Below are 26,044 nucleotides of genomic sequence, written 5' to 3' on the forward strand. Positions count from 1 at the left end.
GTGGTGTTGTCGTTCGAGGGTGTGTGGATCGTGCCCTGTCATCGGTCGGCGGTGTCACCAAAACCGGCTTGCCGTGTGCTGTCACAATTGAACTCGTGAGTAGACCGTACGTATCGCACCTGAACCAGAACCTCAAGCCACTCGAGCAGTCGCAGAAGCTGCAGAACGTGTGCTACGAGATCAGGGGGCCGGTGCACGCCCACGCGGCGAGACTGGAGGCCGAGGGCCACCGGATCATGAAGCTCAACATCGGCAATCCCGCGCTGTTCGGTTTCGAGGCGCCCGACGTGATCATGCGGGACATGATCCACGCGCTGCCCTACTCGCAGGGCTATTCGGAGTCGGCGGGCGTGCTGTCGGCGCGACGTGCGGTGGTCACACGGTACGAGCTGATCGACTTCCCCTACTTCGACGTCGACGACGTGATCCTCGGAAACGGGGTGTCCGAGTTGATCACGATGACCATGCAGTCGTTGCTGAACGACGGTGACGAGGTGCTGATCCCGGCCCCCGACTACCCGCTCTGGACGGCGATGACCGCACTGTCGGGCGGGCGTGCGGTGCACTATCGCTGCGACGAGGACAACGACTGGAACCCCGACATCGCCGACATCGCGTCGAAGATCACCGACCGCACCAAGGCGATCGTCATCATCAATCCGAACAATCCGACGGGCGCCGTCTACTCACGTGAGGTGCTCGAACAACTCGTCGAACTCGCCCGGCAGCATTCGCTGCTGATCCTGGCCGACGAGATCTACGACAAGATCCTCTACGACGACGCCGTGCACACCAGCGTCGCCTCGCTGGCCCCGGATCTCCTCTGCATCACCTTCAACGGCCTGTCCAAGGCGTACCGCGTGTGCGGGTACCGCGCGGGTTGGCTGGTCCTCACCGGACCCAAAGATCACGCGAAGGGCTTCATCGAAGGTCTCGGCATCCTGGCCTCGACGCGACTGTGCGCCAACGTGCCGGGGCAGCACGCCATCCAGGTCGCCCTGGGCGGCTATCAGAGCATCGACGCCCTCGTCGCCCCCGGCGGCCGGTTGTACGAACAACGCAACATCACCTGGGAGAAGCTCAACGAGATCCCGGGTGTCAGCTGCGTGAAGCCGATGGGCGCGCTCTACGCCTTCCCACGGCTCGACCCCAACGTGCACGAGATCCACAACGACGAGCTGTTCGTCCAGGATCTGCTTCTGCAGGAGAAGATACTGGTGGTCCAGGGCACCGGCTTCAACCTCACCGACCACAACCATTTCCGGATCGTGACCCTCCCGTGGGGCCGTGACCTGGAGAACGCCGTCGAGCGCATCGGAAACTTCCTGTCGTCCTACCGGCAGTAACATCCGCTGACATCCACCTGACATCCGCTGACATCCAGGCGCGGACGCTCCCGCACGCCAACTACACGTGACGTCGCGTCACGGACACTCTGGTCAATTCATGTGACGCTTGGTAACGTCTAACTCCATTCGATCGTCTCGAAGGGGAGTCGCATGGTCGATTGGCAGAAGAGTGTGGTCAGCAACGGTGGGGTACGCCTGGCCGTTTTCGAGGTGGGGACCGATTCGGGAGCGCCGGAGGCGGGGTCTCGACCGACCGTCCTGTTGATCCACGGATGGCCGGACAGCCATCATCTGTGGACTCACGTGGCCCCCGTCCTCGCCGAGGACTTCCGGGTCGTCGCCTACGACTGCCGGGGCTTCGGTGAAAGCGATCGGCCCGACGGCGACGACCCGTATCGCCTCGATCTGCTCGCCGACGACATCTTCGCCGTCGCCGAGGCGATCAGCCCCGATCAGCCGGTCCATGTCGTCGCGCATGACTGGGGATCGGTGCAGGCGTGGGAGGCCGTCACGCGACGGGGCGCGGAGACCCGGATCGCGTCGTTCGTCTCGGTGTCGGGCCCGAATCTCGATCATCTCGCGGAATGGGCGCGCGGCTCTTTGTCCCGGCCGACGCCGCGCAATGTGGGACGTGCTGCGTCGCAGGTGGCGTCGTCGGCCTACACCGTGTTCTTCCAGCTGCCGGTGCTGCCGCGACTGTTCTTCGGCGCAACCGGGTCGCCCGCGGTGTGGCGGGAATTCCTGTACCGGGTCGAGGGCACTCCTCGCGAGAACGTGGTCGTCGGCGACACGTTGCGCGACGACATGATCTCCGGCCTTCGCCTGTACCGCGCCAACATCCGCGCCAAGCTGCGGCGGCCGAGCACCAGGGACACGCATGTGCCGGTCCTCGAGGTGGTCAACGAACGCGATATCGCGTTGCGCCCGGCCATCTTCGATGACACGCACCGCCACACCCAGCGCCTGTGGCGCCGCAGCACGCCGACCGGGCACTGGCTGCCGTACACCAACCCCGGCTATCTGGCCCGCACCGCGCGTGACTTCATCGCCGGCCAGACCGGAACAGCCGACAGTGCGTCCCAGTTCGATCGCGCCCGTGTCTTCGGCACGCCGAAGCCGTTGTCGGGCAAGCTCGCCGTCATCACCGGCGCCGGGAGTGGAATCGGCCGGGAGACCGCCCTCGCGCTCGCCGAGCAGGGGTGCGAGCTGGTGTTGGCCGACATCGACCTCGCCGCCGCCGACGACACGGCGCGAGAGAGCAAGACCTTCGGCGTCCAGGCGTCCACCTTCGCCGTCGACGTCTCCGACACCGCCGCGGTCACCGCGTTCGCCGAGGCGGTCCGCGATCGCCACGGCGTCGCCGACATCGTCGTCAACAACGCCGGGATCGGTTTGGCAGGTGGGGCTCTCGACGCGACCGACGAGCAGGTCGACCGCCTGCTCGACGTCAATCTGCGGGGTGTCATCTCCGGCAGCCGTGCCTTCGGACGGCAGATGGTGGACCGCGGCGTCGGTGGCCACATCGTCAACGTCGCGTCGGCTGCCGCGTTCACCCCGCAGCGCTCGTTGGGCCTCTACTCGGCGTCGAAGGCCGGTGTCCTGCTGTTCTCCGAGTCGCTGCGCGCCGAGCTGGCCGAGCACCGCATCGGCGTGAGCGCCATCTGCCCGGGGATCGTCGACACCAACATCGTCGGCAACACCCCGATCGCGGGTCTCGACACCGAAACCGAGGCATCGCAACGTGATCGGATGAACCGTTTTTATCAGCGCCGGGGTTTCACCCCGGATCGGGTCGCCCGCGACATCGTGCGCGCGGTCATCCGCAACAAGGCCGTCGTCCCGGTGACCCCCGAAGCCAAGGTGGGCTACCGCATCTACCGATTCACCCCCTGGCTGTCGCGGTTCGCGGCACGCCAGAAGGTCACCCGTTAGTGGAGTGTCACTGAAAGGAGTTGAGGAATGTCCGCGACCGCCCATCCCGATCACGGCCACCCGATCAACGACGCACGGGAACCCCGGGATCTCGACGGTTCCGATCCCGGGCCCGTGGAGCTACACGCCCGCAATGTCGCCTTCGACTGGAGCGATGTCCCGCTGCACTGGATTCCGGGTCACCCCGTGCCGTCGAACTTCATCAGCGTGCTGAACCTCCTGCTGCCCGAGGGTGAACGATGGTTTGTGCAGACCTACAACGAGGCACTGCCACTGGTCCGCGACGACGAGCTCGCTGCGACGATGCGTGGTTTCATCGGCCAGGAGGCCATGCATGCCGAGGCACACGACCACGTGCTGTGGGAGTTCCTCGAGCACCACGGGATCGATCCGAATCCGTATCTGCGGCAGATGGAATGGATCTTCCGCAAGGTGTTGGGCCCGATGGAGACGGGCACGCCGGCGGCCCGTCAGAAGCACCTCGTCGAACGCCTGTGGCTGATCGCGGCGCTCGAGCATTACACGGCGATCCTGGGCGATTTCGCTCTGAACAACACGTGGGTGGAGTCCGGCGCCGACCCGACGATGACCGACCTGTTCACCTGGCACGGCGCTGAGGAGGTCGAACATCGAGCGGTTGCCCATGAGGTCGCGGTCTACTTCGGGGACAGCTACCTCCGGCGCGGTCGGGCGATGCTCGTGGTGCTGCCGATTCTGCTGTTCCTCATCAACCGGGGCTTCCGTTTCATCATGGCGCAGGATTCCTCGGTACGGCACAACTGGTTTGCGCAGCAGTACCACTACTTCCGCGGAGTGCGCGCCGGGGTGTTGCCGAAGATGCGGCACATCGTGTTCGCGACATTCAGCTACTTCCGTCCCGGCTTCCACCCGAACGAGATCGGCAGCACCGCCCAGGCCGTCGCCTACCTCGCGGCGTCGCCGGCGGCCCGCAACGCGAACTGACAGGCCGGTCGATGAATCAGCGCGCACATCCGCACACCACGGAGATGATCTCTCCACCACCACATCTGCACGGCCGATGGCGACATGACCCATTCCTGACCGTCGGCACCGCGATCGCCAAGATGTGGTGGCCGTTCTGGCGACCCCTGGCCCCGTTGCACGACCCCGCCCTCGACGACGGCGTGACGACCGTGCGGCTCGTCGGACGTGAGGTCGTGGCCGCGGACGAGAATGTCGTCGCGCTGACGTTCGCCGCACCGGACGGCGGAATACTCGCTCGGTGGCATCCGGGCGCTCACCTCGATCTCCTCCTGCCATCGGGTCGCATGCGCGAGTACTCGCTGTGCGGAGACCCGGCCGACCGGCTCACCTATCGCATCGCGGTCCGTCGGATACCCGATGGGGGCGGCGGCTCCGTCGAGGTGCACGACACGCTCGAGGTCGGCGACCTCGTGTCGATCAAGGGTCCGCGCAACGCCTTTCCGCTGGCAGTGCCCGGACACGGTTCTCCCGCGCGATCTGTCCGGTTCATCGCCGCCGGCATCGGCATCACACCGATACTGCCGATGCTCGCCGCCGCCAAACGGTTCGGCCTGGACTGGTCGATGATCTACACCGGCCGGTCCGCGGACTCGATCCCGTTCCGCGACGAGGTCGCACGGTTCGGCGACAAGGTGACGATCCGCACCGACGACGCCGACGACACCTCCGGCGGTCCCGTGGGCCTGCCGACGATGGAGGAGCTGCTCGGCCCTGTCGATCCCGAAACCGGTCGTGCGCCTGCAGGTCTGGCCGTCTACTGTTGCGGACCTGTGCCGATGCTGGAACGACTGCGTCGACATCTGTCGGATCGCCCCGACATCGAACTGCACTACGAACGGTTCAGCCCGCCGCCGGTCGAGAACGGCTTCCCGTTCACCGTCACGCTGGCATCGACCGGGCAACAGATCGACGTGGCAGCCGACGAGACGGCGCTCGCCGCGATCCGGAAAGTTCTTCCCTCCGTGCCGTATTCCTGCCAACAGGGTTTCTGTGGCACGTGCAAGGTGAGGACGCTGTCGGGCGACATCGACCACCGCGACAACATCCTCACCGAGCCGGAACGGGCTGCCGGCACATTCCTCACGTGCGTCTCACGGGCGGACGGCGACCACCTCACCATCGACCTCTAGGTCGTCGTCGGCGACGGTGTCATCGACCACGGTCGCCTCCGCGGATCCGCGGCCGCCGACGGTGCCGCGTAGGAAGTAGGCGGCTGCCAGCGCGGCCACGCCGGTGACGGCGACCGCCACCCAGACCGCGCTGTGGAGTCCGTCGACGAAGACCTCCTGCACCGCCACCCGCAACTGATCCGACACGGCCGCGGGTGCACGTTGCGCCACCTCGACCCCGGCCATGACCGAGTCCTCGGCGATGCCCGTCGCCGACGGTGGGACACCGAGTCCGGCGAGCCGGTCCGCGACGCCCGCCGTGTAGACCGATGTCAGCACCGAACCGAGCACGGCAACACCGAGGGTTCCGCCGATCTCACGGGTGGTGTCGTTCACGGCGGACCCGGCGCCGGCCTGCTCGGGACGCAGGGCGTCCATGATCAGCTGGGTGCACGGCCCGGAGATGAAGGCGAGTCCCATCGCCATCAGCGACATCGACCAGATGATCAGTTCCCAGTACCCCGACATCCGCGATGACACCTCGACCAGGGCGAATCCACCGGACATGAGAAGCGCACCGAACACGGCGACGAAACGTGCACCGAATCGGTGCGACAGCGCCATCGCCACCGGCGAGAAAGCAGCCATCACGACGGCGAACGGCAGCGTCCGCAGTCCTGCCTCCAGGGGGCCGTAGCCCTTGACCGCCTGGAAGAACTGTGTGATCAGGAAGATGAATCCGAAGAGGGCGAAGAACGCGACGCTGATCATCCCGGCGGCCGCCGCGAAGTGCCGGTTCGCGAACAGCCGGATGTCGAGGATCGGGTGTTCGATGGTCAGCTCGCGCCATGCGAACAGTCCCAGCGCGACGAGCGCGACGGCCAGTCCGCCCAGCGTGCGGGGATCGGTCCAGCCGAAATGCGGTCCCTCGATCACCGAGTACGTCAGCAGGCCGAGGCCGATCACCGACAGCACCAACCCCACGGAGTCGAAGCGCGACACCGCTTCCGGTCGCGTGCCCGGCACGACCAGCACGATCGCGACGACGGCGATCACTGCCATCGGCAGATTGACCCAGAACACCGAGGACCACGAGTAATGCTCGAGCAGCCAGCCGCCGAGCACCGGACCGATCGCCACTGCGACGCCCGATGTCGCGGCCCAGACACCGACAGCGGCGGCGCGCTGCTTCGGTTCGGTGAAGACGGCGGTGATGATCGCCAGGGTCGCCGGGAAGACCAGGGCCGCGAACAATCCGAGGCCACCGCGGGCGGCGATCAGCTGCCCCAGCGTCCCCGACGATGCGGCCAGCACGGACACCGCCGCGAATCCGACGATGCCGCCGAGCAGCATCCGTCGGTGACCGAACCGGTCGCCGAGGTATCCGCCGGTGAGGAGCAGTCCGGCGAACACGAGCGTGTACGCATCGACGATCCACTGCAGGCCGGAGGTCCCGGCCCCGAGGTCGCGCGCCATCGTGGGCAGCGCGACGTTGACGATCGTATTGTCGACCATGACGAGCAGTTCGGCGAAGCACAGCGCCGCGAGCGCAAGCCAACGGTTTCTCATGACCTTCTCCTTCGAGTGATTGTTCGTGGAACGTCGTCACACCGTTGTAGTACGTTGTTCTACCCAAGTAGAACGCCGTGCCAGTACAGTTGTCAACGTGTCACCGGCAAAGATCACTCGAACACCCGCGACCGAGGTCCGCGCGAACCTCGTCGCCGCGGGTCGTCGACTCCTCGAGGCGAAGGGTGCCGCAGCACTGACGGTCCGCGCTGTCGCCACCGAGGCGGGCGTCGCCCCGATGGGGGTCTACAACCACTTCGACGGCAAGGATGGCCTGCTCAACGCCGTCGTCACGGACGGATTCCGGGAACTCGCCACCCGGATCGCGGCCACCGACGCCGACGCGTCGGCGCGCCTGCTCAACAGTGGTCGACAGTATCGGCGTTTCGCCGTCTCGAGCCCGACGATGTACGAGCTGATGTTCTCGACCGAATGCCACCCCGACGACGAGGTGGCGGCCGGCGCGTTCGAGATCCTCGTCGACATCATCCGGTACGGCCAGGCCGCGCGGCACATCATGGACGGCGAACCGTATGCGCTGGCCGGACAGGTCTGGGCGTGCGTGCACGGGGCCGTCAGCCTGGAACTTCTCGCCCCCCACCCACCGACGGTCGATCCCGCCGACAACTACGAGGCGTTGCTCACCCTGATCGAACGGGGAATCGCGGCCTGATCCGGCGGACGGGGGCGATCTGGGACAATGTCGCGGTGACCGAATACCGGATCGACGATCTGGCACGGGCAGCGGGCACGACGACCCGTAACGTGCGTGGCTATCAGGACCGCGGGCTGCTCCCCCGCCCGGTCCGCCGTGGACGCATCGCGATCTACACCGACACGCATCTCGCACGCCTCAAGGTCATCAACGATCTGCTCAAACGCGGCTTCACCATCCGCCACATCGGCGAGTTCCTCTCGGGAATCCAGCGGGGTGACAACCTCGCCGAGGTGCTGGGGCTGGAAGAGATCGTCTCGGAGCCGTGGTCGACCGCGACGTCGACGACGATCTCGGCCGACGATCTGAAGGGACTGCTGAACTCCGGGAATCCCGCTCACTTCGAACGGCTCATCGAGTTCGGACTGATCGAGCCGAAGGGCTCGTCCGACAATCCCGACACCTACACGGTCCTCGATCAGGAGACAGTGTCGGCCTACGGGCGGCTCGTGAAGTTGGGACTTCCGTTGAGCGGCATCCTGGATGTGCACGGGCGGTTCAACCGCGAGATGGCCGCCGTGGCCGAGGTCGTCATCTCGGCGGGGCGTCGCGCCATCACCGAAGGCCACGAGGACGGGTGGATTCCGCAGACCCCGGCCGAATCCGAGTGGGCCACTGAGCTGCTCGGCGAACTCCGGCGGGCGGGATCGGTGTCGGCACACAATGCACTCGACCGCGCGCTGGACCGAGACCTGGCCCGGCAGCTGAGCGAGTATCTCGGCCGGGCCCGGCACTCGGCGGCCGAGAAGCCCGACGGCTGACGAAGCGCCACCCGACCCCTGAGGAACGAAGCGACAGCGCAGTGTCACCCGACCCCTGAGCTGAGGAACGAAGCGATAGCGGAGTGTCACGAAGGGCCGCAGACCGACGGACCCTCATGGCCTCAGCCGGGCAGGACGATCGGCGGCAGCCCCGGGATCGGGTTCGGGATCGTCCGCTGGCGCGGCCGGGGTCGTGGCCGCGGCCGATTCTGCTGCTGCGTCGGCTCGTCGGCGGATTCCTCCGACGTCGGCGGCGGGGGCGGCGGCGGCGGTGGCGGCACGTATCGCGCGGCGGGCACCCGCGCCTCGGCGAAGTCTGCGGGGTCGGCATAGGACGGCCGCGCCTGGGTGCTCGTCTCGCCGGCCGCGACATCGGCGGTGCGTGCGGGTTCATCGTTCCCGGTGACGGCCACGGCCGTCGCGACGCCGATGAGGATGATCGCGCAGGCCCCGACGGTCACCCCGACGATCCGCCGCGTCCGCGTCGATGATCGAGAATGAGTCGTCGGCGTGAACACCGGATCGAGTTCCCACTCTCGGGGTTCGTACGCACGCCGGGTGGTCGGCGCCGCAGCCGGCATGGCGCCCACGACAAGGGATCTCGACCCGCCCTCGGTGGCGGTGTCGACGGGTCCGCCGTCGTCGGCGAACGTACCGAACGGCGTCGGTTGCTCGACGAGATCGGACGGCGGCTCGACCGGATTCACCGGTGCCGCAGCATAGGTGGGCTCGTACAGATGCGGCGGGGTGCTTTCGGTCGGCGCGTCGTCGACGGGCCAGTCGGGAGCCATCGGCGGGATGAGATCAAGCGGGGGGATCAGCTCGACCGGCGTCGAGGCATGCACGCTTGACGATCCGAGGGTCGGCAACGGCGACGAATCAGGTTGCGCGGCAGGGAAATCACCCGAGTGGCTGGATTGCGAAACCTCGCCGAAGGTCTCGGTTCCCGGCGTCGTGATGTCGCGGTCGACGACGGGCGGTGGCACGACAGCGGCGGGTTCGACGGCGCCTGGTTCGACAGCTCCTGGTTCGACGATGGGCGGTTCGACACCGGAGTCGTGTCGGTTCGGTACCTTCTCGTCGTCGACGGGTGCCGCGGGTGCATCCACGGCGACGACCGGAAGGAATGCGCTCCGTCCGAGTGTCGGAGCCAATCCGGGCCAGACGTCGTGGCCGGGGGCCAGAACCAGCGAGCTGATCGGACCGGATGCCTCGGCTACCACCTCCCGGCACTGCCGGACGAGCCCGGCCGCGATGGCCGATGTCGCCTCGTCGAGGTCGCGCTGGGCGACTCGGAAGAACTTCACGTGGTCGCGGCCCATGATGAAGGTGCCGTCGGAGGTGGCGAGACGTCGGCGGCCACGCGAGGCGAGGTCGAGCAGTTCGGCCGCCCACGCCTCGCTCGTCGGTTGTTCGACGCGGCCCGTGCGGGCGAGGTGATCGGCGAGGAGCCGGTCGAGCACGGCCGGTCGGATTCCGGGGTCGCTCCTGATCCCCATCATCGCCTCGAACCGCGGGTCGACGATGCTCACCCGCAGGGCGTCGTCGGCGAGTTCCAGCAACAGGAACGGACGGTCGGCGGGAATCCCTCGGGCCAGCTGCCGGGCCGCAACATCCCCCAGGAAGGAGGCATCGATCAGGCGTGCATCAACGTCGGTCGTGGGCTCCGCCGAGCGACCGCGATCCGTCGCGTCCTCTGTCATCCGATTCGGTGTCCTGCGCCTGGCCTGCGTCTGCGTCTCTCGCCACTCCCCCGAGTGCGTCCCCCGCCCAGCTGTTCGTCTTGCGAAAGCCGGACGAACGACACTAACACGACGTCAGCGGGACGGGGGCGTGACGACCGCCTCCACCTGCGGCAACGCGATCTCTCGTCGGGCCGGACGCGACGACGGGCCGACGTTCGGCCGATCCCGCATCGGTCCGCCGATGGCGTGGAAGTCCCACCCCGCCGCCCGCCACGCGGTGGCGTCGAGGCAGCGCCGACCGTCGACGATCACCCGCGCGCGCACCACATCAGCCAGCTCCTCCGGGGCCATGTGGACGAACTCGGCCCACTCGGTGGCCACGACGACGGCGTCGGCCGCTCCGCAGGCCTCACGCGCACTCTGCGCGTAGCTCAGCATCGGGAACATGCGACGTGAGTTCAGCGACGCCTTGGGGTCGAAGACGGTGACCGATGCACCGCGTAGCGCCAGCTGCCCGGCGACGTTGAGTGCGGGAGAGTCACGCACGTCGTCGCTCTCGGGTTTGAAGGCGGCACCCAGGACGGCGATGTTGGTGCCGAGGACATCCCCACCGACCGCGTCGGTCACCAGGTCGACCATCGCGCCGCGGCGCCGGGTGTTGATCGAGTCGACCTCGCGCAGGAAGCGAAGCGCCTGGGTGGCGCCCACCTCGTCGGCGCGGGCCATGAATCCGCGGATGTCCTTCGGCAGGCATCCGCCACCGAAACCCAGTCCGGCGTTGAGGAATCGGCGTCCGATTCGTCCGTCGTAGCCGATGGCATCGGCCAGGGTCGACACGTCGGCGCCGACGTTCTCGCAGATCTCGCTGATCGCATTGATGAACGAGATCTTGGTGGCGAGAAAGGCATTCGCCGACACCTTGACCAACTCGGCTGTGGCCCAGTCGGTCCGCACGAAAGGCACTCCGGTCTCGAGGATCTCGCGATAAATCTCAGCGATCACCTCGTCGGCGGCGGAATCGTCGGCGTCCGGATCGGTGCCGACGACCAGCCGGTCGGGTTCGAGCGTGTCCTCGACGGCGAAACCCTCGCGCAAGAACTCGGGGCTCCACGCCAGCGTGACGCGGGCGCCGGGGGCGGTGAGCACGGCCATCCGCTGGGCGAGAGCGGCGGCGGTGCCCACCGGCACGGTCGACTTCCCGATGATCAGGTGCTCGCCACGCAGCAGCGGCGTCAAGGCGTCGACCGCGGATTCCACATGCGACAGATCCACCGCGTAGCCGCGTCTTTGCTGCGGTGTGCCCACGCCGAGAAAGTGCACCGACGCGAAGTCGGCGGCGTCGCGGTGGTCGGTCGTGAAGCGCAACCGTCCGGCGGCGAGGTTGCGGCGCAGCACGTCGGACAGTCCCGGCTCGAAGAACGGCACCTCGCCGACTTGCAGCCGGGCGACCTTGTCCCCATCGACGTCGACACCGACAACGTCATGACCGAGTTCGGCCATGCACGCGGCGTGGGTCGCGCCGAGGTATCCGCATCCGATCACAGTGAGCTTCATGTCTGAAGTGAGTACGCGCGCATTGCTGCCACCGGTCAACGACGACGTGTCACGTCCCGATCGATCGGGTGAACACCGGCCTGGAGAACGTGAACGCGGCGCGAACCCGGATCGGCTCGGCGCAGGTCAGACTACGGCCGGATGAAGTTCAGGTACGCCTTCGACGGCGTCGGTCCGCGTTGCCCCTGGTACTTGGAGCCGACGGAATCGCTGCCGTAGGGGTGCTCGGCGGGGCTGGAGAGCCGGATCAGACACAGCTGGCCGATCTTCATCCCCGGCCACAACGTGATCGGCAGATTCGCCACGTTCGACAGTTCCAGGGTGATGTGGCCGGAGAACCCGGGATCGATGAAACCCGCGGTCGAGTGGGTGAGCAGGCCGAGGCGCCCCAACGACGACTTGCCCTCGAGGCGTCCGGCCAGGTCGTCGGGCAGTGTGCACACCTCGAGCGTCGACCCGAGGACGAACTCCCCCGGATGCAGCACGAACGGTTCACCCTCCGTCGGTTCGACGAGGGAGGTCAGTTCGTCCTGTCGCTGCGCCGGGTCGATGTGGGTGTAGCGCGTGTTGTTGAAGACGCGGAACAGGCGGTCGAGCCGCACGTCGACGCTCGACGGCTGCACCAGCGTCGGGTCGAACGGGTCCAGCGCCAATCGCCCGTCGGCGATCTCGGAACGGATGTCGCGATCGGAGAGGAGCACGCCTGTGAGGTTAATCGACCGGACCGGATGAACAGTGGGTGACCGCGGTCTGTCGAGCCAGATGCGAATTGAGCCGAACCATGGCCAATCTGTCCGACGGTGTTCTGGTGTCCCCCGTGATACGCGCGTGATCGTGGCGTGACGCGCAGGAGACCGGGGAAAGTCGGGGCGGATGCGGGGATTCGGCTGTTCTGATCTGGGTGCTGGTGGACGACGCGCTGATGCACGACGACGGTCAGGTGCACGCCGTGGTCCGAGCGTCCGCGGTCGAGCGGATGCGCGACAGGGCGTGGAGTCGAGCGCGATCGACAACCCCGCCGACCGTGCCCAGTTTTCCGCCGATCGGGTCCAGAATCTCGCCGAGCGTGCCCGGTGCCGACGTCGGCGGGTGACGATCGTCACCGTCGGGCTCGTGCTCGCCGTTGCGACGTGGTTCAGCGGAGAGCACGGCGTCGGGTGACGAGCCGCGGGAGTGCGTCGGATCCCGCTTCGCCACGATCGGCGCCGTCTACGACGCGGTGTTCGGCTCCCTGTTGCCGATGTTGCCGTACGAGATCAAGAAGCAGGCGCCGACGACAAAGACCCGATCATGACCTCCCGGGACCCCATCACGCAGTGGATCGTGTCCCAGTTGGTGGGCGTGCGCGAGGGTCGCGACGCCGAGGCGATCCCCGTCGAGAACCTGACGGTCGCCCAGGCCGTCGAGACCGTCTAGCTGTATCTGTATGTGACGGTGATGGTTCCGCTCACCGTCATCCGGCGCACGGTTCCGTCGATCGCGACCGTCGCGGGTCCCATCACCGTCGGGACCCTGCTGACGCTGCCGATCCTTCTCGGGGCGTTCGCAGCGACCCAGCTGTATCAGGCGATCAGCAGCGCGCTCATCGAGTCGTGCGTGGTGTCCGTGACCCGTTCGCACAAGGAGAACGCCGGAAAGACCGTCAGAGACCTGCGATTCGCCGGTGCGGTGCCCGGCATAGTCCGCGACATCGCCCGTCAGGTGGATGTGGCCGATGCGCGGACTTGTCCGCCGACCGGTGGACTCCCGTTGTCGCGCATCGTGTCCCGCACGTCGTCGTATCTGCAGTCCATCACGGCCGACCGTGCGAGGGACCGGCGGATCGGTGCCGCCGCCGATCAGGTGCAGAACTGGATGCGACACACCCGGGTGACCGACAATCTCATCCCCGCCGATCCGGCCGACTTCTCGACTCCCGAATACGCGATCTCACAGGTCGGCGCGCTCATCCCCTACGTCGGTGGAGCGCCCCTCGACATCGCGATAGGTCTCAACCACAACCGGGGGCAAGGAGCGGATTTCGGCCGGACCGTCCCGCTCTCATCGCGGTCAGTCACCAAGACGCTCACCGCCGCCTACTACGCGTACGCGCTCGCCGCGCATGTCGTCGAGTTGGCCTGGCAGGACGGCGGAACCGATCCGTCGGCCCCGCTCCTCGCCGACCTGTTCCCCGGTGCCGGCATCACCGCCGATATGATCCCGCGGTCGACGGGCATCGCCGGCGCACCGAATCTGTATGGACTCGTGGTGTACCACAACGCCCTTCGGTCGATGTGCCTCGCCGAGGACAAAGCGCCCCGCACCGACCCCGCCGTCGGCGAAACGCGTCCCGGTGTCCGCCGCGCGGTGGTGAGCGGACCGCCACACACCGGTCCCTGAGGAGCCCGCGAGGAACGAGCGATCATCACCCCCGGTCCCTGAGGAGCCCGCGAGGAACGCCTTCGACTCGCTCGCAAGCTCGCTCGCTCAGGATCCGCGAGCTCACGAAGGGCCTCACCCCTTCTTCGGCCGCACCGCCCGCTCAGCGATCGCGATCACGAGACGCCGTGGGGCGAAACGGCTTGCGATGGCGCTGATCCGATTCTGCGCGCCGTCGATCACGCTCGGCTTCCCCGCCTCGAGCGCAGCGAGTGCGGTGTCGACGACCTGCTGGGTGGTTCGCCGTGAGCCGACGGCGGCATCGTCGGACCCGGCGACGTCGAAGAACTCGGTGTCCGTCGCACCCGGACACAGTGCGAGCACCTTCACCCCGTTCTGCTTGCCCTCCCACCACAGCGCCTCGCTCAGCGACAACACATAGGCCTTGGTCGCCGCGTAGACGGCCATGTGCGGCACCGGCTGGAAACCCGCCGTGCTGGCGACATTGATGATCGCGCCGGAACGTTTCTGCGCCAACCGCTTCAGATAGACGGTGGTGAGGTCGGTGAGTGCGCCGACGTTGAGCGAGACCTCCTCCCGGATGCGCCCTGGATCGACGTCGACGAGGTCGCCATGCGTTCCGAATCCGGCGTTGTTGATGAGAATGTCGACGTCGAGTCCACGCGCCGCGACGTCGGCGACGAGACCGTCGGCGGCACCGGGGATCGAGAGGTCAGCGGCGATCGCCTCTGCCCGAATCCCGTGGCGCGTACGCAGGTCGTCGGCGAGAGCCGTCAGTTTGCCTTCACTGCGGGCGACGAGGATGACGTCGGCACCGCGGGAGGCGAGCGTGCGTGCGAACTCGGCGCCGATGCCACCGCTGGCTCCGGTGATGAGCGCGGTTTGCTGTCGGAATTCCATGATGACTCCTCGGTTCTGGGTGGCGGTCAGCGTGTGTGCGGGTGGGACAGAATGCCGAGACCGGCGAACGCGATGTCGGCGAGGATGTCCGCGTAGTGCGCGAGTCGCTGTCCGCGGTGATCCGACGACGCGGCATCGACGAGCCCCTTGATGCCGTCGAAGGCACCGACGAGTACCGCCGCCAATCCGTCGGCGTCGAGATCGGCCCGGAACTCCCGCGATGCCTGGCCGTCGCGGATGATCCCCGCCACCAGCGCGATCCACGCATCCATGGGTTTGACGACGCCGCCGTCGGTCGTGCCGTCCGCGCCCAGTTCCCGCACGAGTCGGACGACACTCCAGGCCCCCGGCTCCCGATTGAGGAGTTCCAGCATCGCCGGCATGACGTCGGCGAGTTGTTCGGTTGGGCTGTCGTGCGCGAGCACGCGCTGCTGAACCTCGGCGACCCAGCGATGCTCCTGGTCGTCGATGACGGCTCGGGCGAGTGCGTCCTTCGACGGGAAGTAGAAGTAGAACGCCCCCTTGGTCAGCCCCGATTCAGCGATGAGCTCGCTGAATTTGGTTGCCCCATAGCCTTTCTCAGCGAAGACCCGGGCAGCGACCTCGAGCAGTCGCGCGCGGGTTGCCGCGCCCTTGGCCGTCGACGGTTCCGCTGGACTCACGCTCGCCAGAATAAACCAGTCGGTATGTTTTGACAAACCAACCGGTAGGTTTTGGTCGTCGACTCGCTGAACCGGCCTCTGACGCTGTGAGTCGTCCGGGGTTTGCTAGGCTGTCGATCGCGAGGTCAGCGCCTTGCACGCCGATGTAGTTCAATGGCAGAACATCAGCTTCCCAAGCTGAATACGCGGGTTCGATTCCCGTCATCGGCTCAGTCGAAAGCCCCGGTCAGAGTCATCCAGCCGGGGCTTTCGTGGTCCTCAGAACAATCCCGCGCCGCAGACGCGGCGACGTCACACGATCACGCGCGACTTCACGCCTCCTCAGCCGACTCCGCATCCCGCCGCTTGTCCTCGTGAAGCGACTTGATCCGCCGCTCCTCGCGCCGCCCCTCGACACGCGCGGCGCGTTCCGCGGCCAGCCACTCGGGCATCTCAGCCAGCAGTTGATCGATCTGCGCCGTCGTGAGCGCTTCGGTGATGCCGCCGCGGATCAGCCCGGAGTTGGAGATCCCCAGTTTGGCGGCCACCAGGTTCTTCGGGTGTGGACCGTCGGCGCGAAGAGTGCGGAGCCATTCCGGTGGGTCGGCCTGGAGTGCAGTGAGCTCGTCGCGGGTGATGGATCCGTTCCGAAACTCGTCGGGCGTGGCCGGCAGATACACGTCCAGCTTCTTGGCGGCCGTCGCCGGCTTCATCGACTGCGAGCTCATGTCCTGAGGGTATCCGGCGGTAGCCTTCGGGGGTGACCACACCCGACGACGTCCCCGCCTTTCGTCTGGCGTACGTCCCGGGTGTCACCCCGGGCAAATGGGTTCGGATCTGGGCCGAACGCCGACGCGACGTCGCGCTGCAGCTGGTCCCGCTCGATGTGCAGAGCTGCGCGGAGGCGGTCCGCGATGGCCATGTGGAGTTGGCGATCACGCGCCTTCCCGGAGCACTCCGTCATGGCGATGCCGGCGAGCACCACACGATCGACCTCTACGACGAGACAACGGTCGCGGTGGTACCGAAGGACCACGTCCTGACCGCCGCCGACGAACTCACGCTCGCCGACCTCGACGACGAGCCGTTCCTGTGGCCGCTCGACGAACCCGTGATCATCACTGAACGTCCTGGCCGGACCCTCGACCATCGACCCGAGAAGACGGGTGACGCAATAGAACTCGTGGCCGCAGGAATGGCGCTGGTGCTCGTGCCGCAATCACTGGCGCGGTTGCACCACCGCAAGGACCTCACCTACCGGCCCGTGATGGACGCACCAAAGGGGACCGTCGGACTCCTGTGGCCCTCGCCGACAACGGATCTCGCCGACGAGTTCATCGGTATCGTGCGTGGACGCAAGTCGACGTCATCCCGCGGTCGCTCCGAGCCGACGGCGAAGCGCTCGGCGAAGGAGAAGGCCGCGGCGAAGAGGGCAGCACGCGAGGCCGCCGGGAAGGTGCCCGGCAAAGGTGTGCGACGGGGCGCGGGGCGTCCGAAACGACGGTGATGCCCTTCGTGACGCTGCGCTATCGCTCCGCTCCTCAGGGGCCGGGTGGGGCAGCCCCGCGCACGACCGTCAGGCGCGCCACTCCGCGGTACGTTCGGGCGACGCATCCGCGAGTGCCGTGATCGTGTCGTCGACGCCGAAGTCTTTCCCGTACACAGGTGTTCCCGGCTGCTGCCGCCACGATTCGGCAAGTGTTCCGCCGTCGACCGGGTCGAAGCCGAGCTGTTCGACGAGCTCGGACACGATCTTCTTGCCGTCGACATCGTCGCCGGCGATCGGCAAGGCGATCCGGCCCTCGGTGCCGGCCGGCACACCCTTGTTCAGCAAGTGTTTCCAGTAGATTCCGTTGAACACCTTGTAGACGGGCGCACCGAGCTGTTCGGATACCCAGACACTCTCCGGCGTGCCGTTCTCGATCGCGTCGATCTTCCCGTCGCGCTGCTGCGGATAGTAGTTGTTGGTCTCGATCACCGGCGCTCCGACCTTGCGGCCGTCGAGGATTCCCGGGGCGAGATCGGGGGTGTTCTTCTGCGGGATGCTGACGATGACGAGGTCGGCGTCCTCCGCGGCATCTGCGGCCCATACGGCGGTGGCTCCGGTCTCCTGGGCGAGCTCAGCAAGCGTCTCGGGAGCCCGCGAATTGGCCACGCGCACCTCGTGACCCAGCGTGGCGAGTCGACGCGTCAGCGTCCCGCCAATGAATCCGGCACCGATGATCCCGATTTTCACAACAACACCTCTGTGGTGGTCGACGACAGTGACCTGTGGTGCAACGACACGACTCCGCCTGGTTATTCGCAGAGTGACCGACGACACTCCAGCGCGGCCGCGTGCGCATCGGAAACCGAGCAAGAACGGTCAAGCCCGACGGGGCGCTCATTCGTAGAGTTGAACCGTGACCGAATCTCCCGCCGAGCACACCGCCTCCGCCCCGAGCACCGCCGGCCGCCCGCACGGACTGCCCGTCGCCGACGACCTACCCGCCGTGTCGCCGCCTGCCGTCGACCGCCCGGTGTTCCCGGACGGCTACGGCGTCGGCGAAGGTCTGGCGGGCACACGCTCGTGGGCATCTGTCGAGGAGCGTCTCGTGGCATCGACACACTATTGGCTGACGTCGGTCCGCGCCGACGGCACTCCGCACGTGGTGCCTCGCTGGGGAGTCTGGGTCGACGGCCGCTTCTTCTACGACGGTGCGCCGACGACGCGGCACGCACGCAACGTCGAGGCCAATCCGGCGTGCACCCTCAATCTGGAGAGCGGGACCGACGTGGTGATCATCGGCGGGTACTCGACGGCGGTGCGCGCACTACCGGAGGGGCTCGGCGCTCGATTGGCCGAAGCCTTCACCAAGTACGCCGACCAGGACTACCGACCCGGCCCCCAGTCGTGGCAGTCACCGACCGATGGCGGAGGCCTACGGGCGATCACCCCCCGCCGCGCCCTCGCGTGGGCGTCGTTCCCGACGGACTGCACCCGCTTCACGTTCGTATAGCGCCCACGACCCCTCCCCAACCCAACCGCGGTATCGATTTACCTGTCCTTTACCTCCGAGGCACGAGAACGAGACGTCGGCAGGCCTATCGTCTTCCATGCGTACACCGTCGGTGCGCAATGCACACTCGTGCGAAACCCAGCGAGATCCAGCGAAATCCGCTGTTGCCCAACGGAGGTAACCCGTGCCACCAGACGTCGAGGACGCCATCACCACGATGGGATCCGTCAACAACGAGTTCTTCTACTGGGTGTCCATCGCCCTGATGATGCTGATCCACGCGGGGTTCCTCGCCTACGAGGTCGGCGCGTCCCGCTCGAAGAACGTGCTCGCGACGGCGATGAAGAACCTGCTCGCGTTCGCGACGATCATCGCCTCGTTCTTCTTCGTCGGCTGGTTCCTCTACAACGCGATGCCCAGCGGGTTCGTCGAGATGACCGACGCCGCGCGGGCCGCGTTGCCGTGGAGCGACAACATGGGCCCGAATACTGCCGACCCCGCGAGTGGTATCTTCTGGGGCGCCTTCGCCCTGTTCGCGGCGACCACCGGGTCGATCATGTCCGGCGCAGTGCTGGAGCGGATCAGAACCAGCGCATTCCTGGTGCTCACGGTGCTCGTCGGTTCGGTCGTCTGGATCATCGCGGCGGCCTGGGGCTGGCACGGCTCCGGATGGATGCTGACCAAACTCGGGTTCCACGATGTCGGAGCCGCAGGGTGTGTGCACATGATCGCGGGATTCGCCACGCTCGGCATCCTGCTCAACCTGGGCCCGCGGATCGGCCGCTTCCGCGCCGACGGCACGCCGGTCACGATCCGCCCGCACAACCTGCCCCTCACGATGCTCGGCCTGATGCTGATCTTCACCGGCTTCTTCGGCTTCCTGATGGGGTGCGTCATCTACAGCCCCGAGGGCTACGCCACGATCTACGGCAGCCCGACCACATTGTCTGCCTTCGCATTCAACACGTTGATGGGTCTGGCCGGCGGCATCATCGGCGCATATCTGACGTCGCGCGGCGAGCCGTTCTGGACGATCTCGGGCGGTCTCGCCGGAGTCATCGGCGTCGCTGCCGGCATGGATCTCTATCACCCGGCGTTGGCGTTCATCATCGCCCTGGGCGCCGGCGCACTGATACCGTTCATCGGAAAGTTGTTGGAGAAGTTCAGAATCGACGATGTGGTGGGTGCGGTGTCGGTGCACGGCGGCATCGGTCTCTACTCGGTGATCATGGCCGGCATCTTCCTGGCCGGATACCCCAACACCGACGGCAATCCCTCGGTGTCGCTGTGGGGCCAGCTCGTCGGCGCAGCCGTGTTCGCCGTGCTCGGGTTCCTTCCCGCCTACCTGGTGTCGCTGGCTCTGAAGAAAGTCGGTCTGCTGCGCATCCCGCCGGAGGTCGAGGCGCAGGGTCTCGATCTTGCCGAGATTCCCGCGACCCCGTATCCGGAGGGCATCCCGGTCACCATCATGCGCGGCGACACCGGCGACATCGTCGCGGTGCCGACCGACAACCCTGGCGAAGCCGCCACTCCAACCCCGCAAACCACGTCCACAATCGAGGTGAAGTAGATGTTCAATCCGATCGATTCCTACGACGACCCCGGCGTGGTCTTCACCTTCGGCGGCTTCTCGGTGGGTGTGTGGATCGTCTTCATCCTGGCGGTGCTGCTCTTCGTGGCCTTCTTCGTCGCGATGATCCGACACGAGAACCACGCGTACAAGGCGATCATCGACGACACTCCTGTCGAGAAGGGTCCCGCAGCGGAGGGCGAACCACCCGTGTACTGACCACGACACCACCGGTGCCGACAGCGCGAGGCCTCAGACCTCGCGCTGTCGGCGCCGTCGTGCAGGCAGGTCAGGACATATGGTCATCATCCGGAATGGACGATCGGTCGAGATTGCCGACGCAGGGGTTTATGGTCAGATCACAGACGGACTCATCCGATCGGCACCGCCGTGCGAACAACACCACGAGGACCCGACCCACATCGTCTGACCCGAGGAGTTCGAATACATGACCGTGTCGACCGTTCTTCGCCGCACGTTGGTGTCAGTGGCCTGTCTGGCCATGGCAGCGAGCGGCTCTCTGATCTTCTCGAATGCCCAGGCCAAGGCTGTGCCGTGCAGCGATGTCGAGGTGATCTTCGCTCGCGGCACGATCGAGCCCGTACCGCCGATGGGCGTGACCGGCGTCTCGTTCGTCGAGGCCATTCGCTCGCAGATGCCCGGTAAGTCCGTCAGCAGCTACGGCGTGAAGTACCCGGCCAGCAACAGGTTCGACAACCGCCTCGCCATCGCCAACTCCGTGACCGTCGGCGTGCGCTCGGCGCAGTCGCGGATCAAGTATCTCGCCGCCAACTGCCCCGGCACTCGCGTCGTCCTGGGCGGATATTCGCAGGGCGCGGTGGTCGCCGGCTTCACCACCGCTACCGGGATCAGCGTCCCGGCCGAGTACCGCCGCTACGCGAGCCAGGTGCCGCCGCCGCTGCCCAGCGACGTCGCCGACAACATCGCCGCCGTGGTGCTCTTCGCACCGCCGTCGGACCGGTTCCTGCGCGACATCGGATCGCCACCGATCGAGGTCGACCGCGAGTACAAGGCCAAGACCAAGAGTTACTGCATCCCCGGCGACAACATCTGTGACGGGGCGCCGGTGGGCCAACCCAACGGACTGCACGTGCTGTACTCCGTCAACGGGATGACGCTCGACGCCGCGAACTACGTGAAACGCCATGTGTAATCCCACAGTTCGGATATGCCGGCCCGGACGACCCTTGCGAGGTGTCGCCCGGGCCGGCATTTGTTGAGGGACGTCCCCTGAGCGGACGAACGTCCAGCAGTCGAAGGACCGTGATCGATGAGTATGTGACACTCGGTCCATGCAACCGATGAAGGTGTTCGTCGCGGGAGGTACCGGCGCGATCGGCGCATACACGGTGCCGGCACTGATAGCCGCCGGACACACCGTCACCGCCCTCACCCGCTCACCGCAGAAGTCTGCTGTCGTCCGGGCGCAGGGCGCCCAGCCGGCGGAGATCTCGCTGTTCGACCGCGCGCAGCTACGGGATGCATTCCGCGGTCACGACGCCGTCGTCAATCTCGCTTCGGCCCTGCCCTCGGCAGAGAAGTTCATGTTCACGTCAGCGTGGCGCGAGTGTCAGCGCATCCGGACAGAGGGGTCGGCGAGTGTCGTGGACGCCGCGCTGGATGCCGGGGTTCCGCGGCTCCTCCAGGAGTCGGTGGTGATGATCTGCCGCGACAACGGCGCCGAGTGGGTGGACGAGAACTCCCCGGTCGACCATTTCCCGGTGGCCGTCGGCAATCATGTCGCAGAGGCGAACGCACGCCGCTTCGGCCGTGAGCACGCAGCCGGCGTGGTCCTGCGGTTCGGCATCTTCTACGGCCCCGGCGCCGCACACAGTGAGCAGATCATGCGAATGGCTCGACACCACATCGGTTTCCGTGCAGGACGTCCCGGCGCCTACGTGTCGTCGATCCACCTTGCCGACGCCGCCGCCGCGGTCGTCGCCGCTCTGGATTGTCCGACCGGCACCTACCACATCGTCGACGACGAGCCGGTCACCAGACGTGATGATGCCCGCGCGATGGCCGACGCCGTCGGCGTTCGCGGGTGGATCACCGGGCCGGGTCGGGCTGCATCGCTGCTCGGCGACCGGACGACATCGATGACCCGCTCGCTACGGGTCCGGAATGAACGCTTCCGCGGAGCGACGGGGTGGGCGCCGAGATACCCCGATGTCCGCGAGGGTTACTCGCAGATGGCCGAGGCCCTGCGCTCCCAGGCACCGTCGTCCACGTCCTCGTAGCGCAGTCCAGGTCTGCGTAGAACCGTGGTCCACCGACGTGCGGTGGCGGTGTCACGGTTGATTCCCCGCATTCGGGGTACTCCGCGGCGACGACAATCAGAGGAGAAGGTCATGGACAGCGCCGTCTGGATCATCATCGCCATCGTCGTCGCACTCGTGTTGTTGATCGTGCTGGTGCTGTCGATGCGCCAGCGCCGCCAACACCAGCGCGTCAAAGCCCAGGAGATCCGCGAGAACGCGTCTGACCAGGCCTCGGAGGTGCGCAAGCGGGAGGCCGTCGCCGAGGAATCCGAGGCACGGGCCCGTCAGGCCAGGGCGGAGGCCGATGCGAAAGCGGCCGAGGCCAAGCGGCTCGGGGAACACGCCCGCACCCACCAGGGCCGGGCAGCCGAGTCACGCCAGGAGGTCGAGAAGGAGTTCGCCCGCGCGGACAAGCTCGACCCGGATGTCGCCCGCAACGGTGAGCGTCGGCGGCCGGTGCACGGCGACGCCACCGGCGCACCGATGCAGGGCAACGGCCCGAACCAGGACCTCGATCCGCGTCACGTGACATCGCATCAGAGCCAGGACGCACGGCAGGCTCACGATCCGCGTCAGACCCAGGATACCCGCCATGCCCAGGATCCCCGGGTCGTCCAGAATCCGGAGGGGAACCCGCTTCCGCCCGAGGGGCGCTGACGCCACCTCGCCCACCCACGCCGGTCGCCATACGTTTATCCCTACCGAATGCGGGAATCCGTCACGACAGCCGGCCTGGCAATTCTAGGCAGTCCTGGGACGGTCAGACCCCTGGAGCTGTGACCATCATGCTCCGGGGGTTGTCTCGTGCGATCACCGTCGTCGATCATTCGGTCGACGACGACCGCCACCCACCAAGTCGACCCCAAGTCCTCCGCAAGAGCCCATCGAGATGCTCGTCACATGACCAGCAACCGAAAGGCTCTTCCGATGTCGTTTCAGGACTCCTCCCCTCGCGCGCCCATCACCTACATCACCGACGGCGCCACCGACTCCCCTCCTCGCCGATGCTGGCAGATCGCCCGCGGCGTCGGACTCTTGTTCGCCTGCGTGGTGTTCGCGCTGCTGGCGGCATGTAGCGTCTCGATCGGCACATCCGCGGACACTCCCGTCGAGAAGACGTCCGACATCGCGGTCGGCGAGTGTCTGAACATTGGCGAGAAGGCCGACGACGACGGCAAGGTCCACGCATCCAAAGTCGCCTGCGACACCGACGGACTCACCTTCTACGCCGCGTCGACCGTCGCCGCCGACGGCGATTGCGCAGGCGAGAACAGCGCCAGCCTGTCGTTTCCCGACGACCCGCAGAAGCTATGTATGACACCGAACTTCGTCAACGGTGCGTGCTATCAGATCCCGCTGCCCGGCGGTCAGCTCGTCGACTATCGCAAATCCGATTGCGGCGCGGCGCCGGCCGCGACCACCGTCATCGCCGAGACCGTCACCCGGTCAGACGCGTCCGTCACCTGCACCGACGACCAGACCGCCTGGGTGTTCACCCAGCCCGAGTCGATCGGATACTGCTTGCGCGCAGTGGAATCGGCGACGGCGTCCTGAGTCGGAGCGTTGACCCAGATGTCACGTCAGCTGACCGTCGAGTGTCCGGACCCGCTCGACGGTCCTTTGCGGTGACATCTGGGTCAAAGAATCAACTAGAACTACCTGAACGTTGCTCCCGCATCGACTCCCGGACCCCGTTCTTGAGAATCTTCCCGACCTTCGACCGCGGCAGTTCCGTCCAGATCTCGATCTCCTTGGGCGCCTTGACACTGCCGATCCGTTCCTTCACGAACGCGATGATGTCGTCGGCCCCGATGTCTTGTCCGACACGCAATTCGACGGCAGCGGTGACACGTTCGCCCCACTTGTCGTCGGGAAGTCCCATGACAGCCGAATCCTTGACCGCGGGATCGGCGAGCAAGGCCTGCTCCACCTCTGCCGAGTACACGTTGAATCCGCCGCTGATGATCATGTCCTTGGCGCGGTCGACGACGAACAGAAACCGTCGTCGTCGAGGTAGCCGATGTCGCCGGTGTGGTGCCAATCGAACGCGCTGACCTCTGCTGTCGCGGTTGGGTTCTCGTGATAGCCGTCCATCACGAGTGGTCCACGCACGACGATCTCACCCCTCTGCCCGCGGGGCATCATCGTCCCGTTCTCGTCCATGATCGCGACGGTGGTCAGGGCGTCGGGCGGCCGGCCGAGGTGAGGCGTTCGGTCGCCACCGACCCGTCGGGGCGGAAATGATCGGCCGGGGCGAGGGTGGAGATCATGTTGGGCGCCTCGGTCTGCCCGAACAGCTGTCCCAGCACGGGACCGATACACGTCAGAGCCTCCTCGAGACGCGTCCGCGACATGGGTGCCGCGCCGTACCAGAGGCACCGCCGATCGGCTCGTGGCCTACGACGCCGGTACGAGGACCCTCGTCAAGGGACCGCCGATTCCGGCAGTCCTGCAGGGATTCCGACAGCGCGCGGGCTGCCCGACGCCCAGTGTGCAGTCCCGCGGGGTGGTGACGAGATCGGTTGCGGACTGTCCGGCGGGGCGCCGGGTGCACGGCATCACGATCGCCGGGGCCGGTCATCAATGGCCGGGCGGTACCGGAACCCTCTTCGATGACCGGCCATCGACCGCGATCACCGCGACCACCGAGATCTGGCGGTTCTTCTCGTCACTCGGTTGACACGGGATCGGGGCGTGTCGCCGAGGTCAACACGATGTCGTCGAACCGTCGGCGGGTGATCTCCGCGATCTCGATACCGGCGAGTGCTTGACTGATGATGGTGTCGGCGATGTCGCGGACCTTGACGTTCTCCTGCTGTGACCGCCACTTGAGCACATCGATCGCGCGATCCTCGGTCACCCCGTACACCAGCATGAGCATGCCTTTGGCCTGCTCGATCGAGGCGCGCGAGGTCCGGAAGTTCAACACCTCGGCGTCGACCCGTTCCTTGACGGACTCATCGACCGAGCCGGACAGATCCACGTAGAACCCCTCGGTGCCGATCGCGCGACCGTCGGCGTCGTAGATCGTGTGTGCGATGACCGTGACCGGATGGGTGCAGCCCCGTGTGTCGATGATCCGGTGCCGGCTGGAGAAGGGTGCATGATTGGTGAGCATCTCCGCGACCATCGCCTCGAAGTGGGTTCGGTCGTCGGGGTGTTTGTGCTCGGCCATCAATGCTGTGGTGGGTGTGACCTCGCCGGGAGAGTAGCCGTGCAGTACAGCCACTTCGTCGGACCACTCCCATCGTTCGCCCTCATACAGGAAGCGGAAGCTTCCGACCCGCTGAATACCGTTGATCGTCTCGTCGACCGATTCAGTGGCGGACCCTCCGCCCACGCCGTCCATTGACGCGAATTTCTCCACTTGTGCGTGCGCCTCCAGTGCAACCCAGCCGATCGCGAGCTGGGGAGAACCTACAGTCAAACCGGCCGCTGCTCGTTACTGCCGTGGCTCTATTGAACCGGAGGATCCCCGTGGGGGAACGGCCTACGGGGCTACAAGTCCTGAACCCCGAAGACCTGACCCCGATGAACTCCGCGGCGTTCTTCGGAGGCTGTGTGGGTGGTACCCGATAGGCTCCGTCGGCAAAC

At 66.7% G+C, this 26,044-nt stretch carries 27 protein-coding genes, 1 tRNA gene and 1 pseudogene; 19 read left to right on the plus strand and 10 right to left on the minus strand.

What is annotated here, in order from left to right; genetic code table 11:
- Nucleotides 1-95: 95 nt before the first annotated feature.
- The 4 genes from QSJ19_RS13300 to QSJ19_RS13315 all read left to right on the plus strand — a co-directional run bounded on the left by QSJ19_RS13300 (nucleotide 96) and on the right by QSJ19_RS13315 (nucleotide 5,416).
- Nucleotides 96-1,346, plus strand: coding sequence for a pyridoxal phosphate-dependent aminotransferase (locus QSJ19_RS13300; protein WP_286321025.1), 1,251 nt, complete (start codon nucleotides 96-98; stop codon nucleotides 1,344-1,346).
- Nucleotides 1,347-1,499: 153 nt separating this feature from the next.
- Nucleotides 1,500-3,281 carry an SDR family oxidoreductase gene (locus QSJ19_RS13305; protein ID WP_286321026.1) on the plus strand — a complete coding sequence of 594 codons (1,782 nt, stop codon included), beginning with the start codon at nucleotides 1,500-1,502 and terminating at the stop codon, nucleotides 3,279-3,281.
- A gap of 27 nt (nucleotides 3,282-3,308) precedes the next feature.
- Nucleotides 3,309-4,244 (plus strand): metal-dependent hydrolase, encoded by a 936-nt coding sequence (locus QSJ19_RS13310; RefSeq protein WP_286321027.1) that lies wholly within the window; start codon nucleotides 3,309-3,311, stop codon nucleotides 4,242-4,244.
- 11 nt (nucleotides 4,245-4,255) lie between these two features.
- The gene (locus QSJ19_RS13315; RefSeq protein ID WP_286321028.1) at nucleotides 4,256-5,416 is read left to right on the plus strand and encodes a PDR/VanB family oxidoreductase; all 1,161 of its coding nucleotides are present in this window, start codon (nucleotides 4,256-4,258) and stop codon (nucleotides 5,414-5,416) included.
- On the opposite strand, the gene QSJ19_RS13320 is transcribed toward QSJ19_RS13315, so the two are convergent.
- Nucleotides 5,378-6,964: a DHA2 family efflux MFS transporter permease subunit gene (locus tag QSJ19_RS13320; RefSeq protein ID WP_286321029.1), complete on the minus strand. Its 1,587-nt coding sequence runs from the start codon at nucleotides 6,962-6,964 to the stop codon at nucleotides 5,378-5,380. The genes QSJ19_RS13315 and QSJ19_RS13320 overlap by 39 nt on opposite strands.
- Before the next feature lie 97 nt (nucleotides 6,965-7,061).
- Here QSJ19_RS13320 and QSJ19_RS13325 point away from each other — a divergent pair, with 97 nt between their 5' ends.
- Together QSJ19_RS13325 and QSJ19_RS13330 are read left to right on the plus strand one after the other, a co-directional pair.
- Nucleotides 7,062-7,637 carry a TetR/AcrR family transcriptional regulator gene (locus QSJ19_RS13325; protein ID WP_286321030.1) on the plus strand — a complete coding sequence of 192 codons (576 nt, stop codon included), beginning with the start codon at nucleotides 7,062-7,064 and terminating at the stop codon, nucleotides 7,635-7,637.
- 35 nt (nucleotides 7,638-7,672) lie between these two features.
- Nucleotides 7,673-8,440 (plus strand): MerR family transcriptional regulator, encoded by a 768-nt coding sequence (locus QSJ19_RS13330; protein WP_286321032.1) that lies wholly within the window; start codon nucleotides 7,673-7,675, stop codon nucleotides 8,438-8,440.
- 122 nt (nucleotides 8,441-8,562) lie between these two features.
- Here QSJ19_RS13330 and QSJ19_RS13335 read toward each other — a convergent pair whose 3' ends face one another.
- The 3 genes from QSJ19_RS13335 to dcd form a co-directional block, all read right to left on the minus strand.
- Nucleotides 8,563-10,143, minus strand: a complete 1,581-nt coding sequence (locus QSJ19_RS13335) for a hypothetical protein (protein WP_286321033.1) — start codon at nucleotides 10,141-10,143, stop codon at nucleotides 8,563-8,565.
- A gap of 114 nt (nucleotides 10,144-10,257) precedes the next feature.
- The gene (locus QSJ19_RS13340; RefSeq protein ID WP_286321034.1) at nucleotides 10,258-11,679 is read right to left on the minus strand and encodes a UDP-glucose dehydrogenase family protein; all 1,422 of its coding nucleotides are present in this window, start codon (nucleotides 11,677-11,679) and stop codon (nucleotides 10,258-10,260) included.
- Between the two features lie 131 nt (nucleotides 11,680-11,810).
- The gene (dcd, locus tag QSJ19_RS13345) at nucleotides 11,811-12,380 is read right to left on the minus strand and encodes a dCTP deaminase (RefSeq protein ID WP_187588905.1); all 570 of its coding nucleotides are present in this window, start codon (nucleotides 12,378-12,380) and stop codon (nucleotides 11,811-11,813) included.
- 289 nt (nucleotides 12,381-12,669) lie between these two features.
- On the opposite strand from dcd, the gene QSJ19_RS13350 reads away from it, so the two are divergent.
- From QSJ19_RS13350 to QSJ19_RS13360, 3 genes are all read left to right on the plus strand, one after another.
- Nucleotides 12,670-12,840 (plus strand): hypothetical protein, encoded by a 171-nt coding sequence (locus tag QSJ19_RS13350; protein WP_286321035.1) that lies wholly within the window; start codon nucleotides 12,670-12,672, stop codon nucleotides 12,838-12,840.
- A gap of 129 nt (nucleotides 12,841-12,969) precedes the next feature.
- Entirely contained in the window at nucleotides 12,970-13,095 is a 126-nt protein-coding gene (locus QSJ19_RS13355) for a hypothetical protein (RefSeq protein ID WP_286321037.1), read from the plus strand.
- A gap of 21 nt (nucleotides 13,096-13,116) precedes the next feature.
- Nucleotides 13,117-14,058, plus strand: a complete 942-nt coding sequence (locus QSJ19_RS13360; protein ID WP_286321038.1) for a hypothetical protein — start codon at nucleotides 13,117-13,119, stop codon at nucleotides 14,056-14,058.
- Between the two features lie 114 nt (nucleotides 14,059-14,172).
- Here QSJ19_RS13360 and QSJ19_RS13365 read toward each other — a convergent pair whose 3' ends face one another.
- Entirely contained in the window at nucleotides 14,173-14,958 is a 786-nt protein-coding gene (locus QSJ19_RS13365) for an SDR family NAD(P)-dependent oxidoreductase (RefSeq protein WP_286321039.1), read from the minus strand.
- Nucleotides 14,959-14,984: 26 nt separating this feature from the next.
- A complete protein-coding gene (locus QSJ19_RS13370) occupies nucleotides 14,985-15,620 on the minus strand; it encodes a TetR family transcriptional regulator (RefSeq protein WP_286321040.1) in 636 nt (211 codons plus the stop codon).
- A 139-nt stretch (nucleotides 15,621-15,759) separates the two neighbouring features.
- Between QSJ19_RS13370 and QSJ19_RS13375 the strand changes: the two genes are divergently transcribed.
- A tRNA-Gly gene (locus QSJ19_RS13375) sits at nucleotides 15,760-15,830 on the plus strand.
- Nucleotides 15,831-15,931: 101 nt separating this feature from the next.
- On the opposite strand, the gene QSJ19_RS13380 is transcribed toward QSJ19_RS13375, so the two are convergent.
- Nucleotides 15,932-16,312 (minus strand): DUF5997 family protein, encoded by a 381-nt coding sequence (locus QSJ19_RS13380; RefSeq protein ID WP_286321092.1) that lies wholly within the window; start codon nucleotides 16,310-16,312, stop codon nucleotides 15,932-15,934.
- A gap of 47 nt (nucleotides 16,313-16,359) precedes the next feature.
- On the opposite strand from QSJ19_RS13380, the gene QSJ19_RS13385 reads away from it, so the two are divergent.
- Nucleotides 16,360-17,106, plus strand: coding sequence for a LysR family transcriptional regulator substrate-binding protein (locus tag QSJ19_RS13385; protein WP_286321042.1), 747 nt, complete (start codon nucleotides 16,360-16,362; stop codon nucleotides 17,104-17,106).
- Nucleotides 17,107-17,175: 69 nt separating this feature from the next.
- Here the strand turns inward: QSJ19_RS13385 and QSJ19_RS13390 are convergent, their stop codons facing one another.
- The gene (locus QSJ19_RS13390) at nucleotides 17,176-17,835 is read right to left on the minus strand and encodes an NADPH-dependent F420 reductase (RefSeq protein WP_286321044.1); all 660 of its coding nucleotides are present in this window, start codon (nucleotides 17,833-17,835) and stop codon (nucleotides 17,176-17,178) included.
- A 166-nt stretch (nucleotides 17,836-18,001) separates the two neighbouring features.
- On the opposite strand from QSJ19_RS13390, the gene QSJ19_RS13395 reads away from it, so the two are divergent.
- The 7 genes from QSJ19_RS13395 (at nucleotide 18,002) to QSJ19_RS13425 (ending at nucleotide 24,004) form a co-directional block, all read left to right on the plus strand.
- On the plus strand, nucleotides 18,002-18,598 hold the full coding sequence (locus QSJ19_RS13395; RefSeq protein ID WP_286321045.1) for a pyridoxamine 5'-phosphate oxidase family protein: 597 nt from the start codon (nucleotides 18,002-18,004) through the stop codon (nucleotides 18,596-18,598).
- Between the two features lie 184 nt (nucleotides 18,599-18,782).
- On the plus strand, nucleotides 18,783-20,168 hold the full coding sequence (locus QSJ19_RS13400; RefSeq protein WP_286321047.1) for an ammonium transporter: 1,386 nt from the start codon (nucleotides 18,783-18,785) through the stop codon (nucleotides 20,166-20,168).
- Nucleotides 20,169-20,387 carry a hypothetical protein gene (locus QSJ19_RS13405; protein WP_286321049.1) on the plus strand — a complete coding sequence of 73 codons (219 nt, stop codon included), beginning with the start codon at nucleotides 20,169-20,171 and terminating at the stop codon, nucleotides 20,385-20,387.
- A 229-nt stretch (nucleotides 20,388-20,616) separates the two neighbouring features.
- Nucleotides 20,617-21,342: a cutinase family protein gene (locus tag QSJ19_RS13410; RefSeq protein WP_286321051.1), complete on the plus strand. Its 726-nt coding sequence runs from the start codon at nucleotides 20,617-20,619 to the stop codon at nucleotides 21,340-21,342.
- A 148-nt stretch (nucleotides 21,343-21,490) separates the two neighbouring features.
- Nucleotides 21,491-22,429, plus strand: coding sequence for an NAD-dependent epimerase/dehydratase family protein (locus tag QSJ19_RS13415; protein ID WP_286321094.1), 939 nt, complete (start codon nucleotides 21,491-21,493; stop codon nucleotides 22,427-22,429).
- 111 nt (nucleotides 22,430-22,540) lie between these two features.
- Nucleotides 22,541-23,107: a hypothetical protein gene (locus tag QSJ19_RS13420; RefSeq protein WP_286321053.1), complete on the plus strand. Its 567-nt coding sequence runs from the start codon at nucleotides 22,541-22,543 to the stop codon at nucleotides 23,105-23,107.
- A gap of 243 nt (nucleotides 23,108-23,350) precedes the next feature.
- Nucleotides 23,351-24,004 (plus strand): pyridine nucleotide-disulfide oxidoreductase, encoded by a 654-nt coding sequence (locus tag QSJ19_RS13425; RefSeq protein ID WP_286321055.1) that lies wholly within the window; start codon nucleotides 23,351-23,353, stop codon nucleotides 24,002-24,004.
- Between the two features lie 91 nt (nucleotides 24,005-24,095).
- Here the strand turns inward: QSJ19_RS13425 and QSJ19_RS13430 are convergent.
- Nucleotides 24,096-24,831 (minus strand): annotated as a pseudogene (locus tag QSJ19_RS13430) (AMP-binding protein); the annotation flags it as partial.
- A gap of 11 nt (nucleotides 24,832-24,842) precedes the next feature.
- On the opposite strand from QSJ19_RS13430, the gene QSJ19_RS13435 reads away from it, so the two are divergent.
- The gene (locus QSJ19_RS13435; RefSeq protein ID WP_286321056.1) at nucleotides 24,843-25,130 is read left to right on the plus strand and encodes an alpha/beta hydrolase family protein; all 288 of its coding nucleotides are present in this window, start codon (nucleotides 24,843-24,845) and stop codon (nucleotides 25,128-25,130) included.
- Here QSJ19_RS13435 and QSJ19_RS13440 read toward each other — a convergent pair.
- Nucleotides 25,119-25,799 carry a PAS and ANTAR domain-containing protein gene (locus tag QSJ19_RS13440; protein WP_502876160.1) on the minus strand — a complete coding sequence of 227 codons (681 nt, stop codon included), beginning with the start codon at nucleotides 25,797-25,799 and terminating at the stop codon, nucleotides 25,119-25,121. The two genes, QSJ19_RS13435 and QSJ19_RS13440, sit on opposite strands and share 12 nt — an antisense overlap.
- Nucleotides 25,800-26,044 lie beyond the last annotated feature (245 nt).

Origin of the sequence: Gordonia sp. ABSL11-1, from assembly GCF_030315685.1 — a bacterium.
Taxonomy (GTDB): Bacteria; Actinomycetota; Actinomycetes; order Mycobacteriales; family Mycobacteriaceae; genus Gordonia.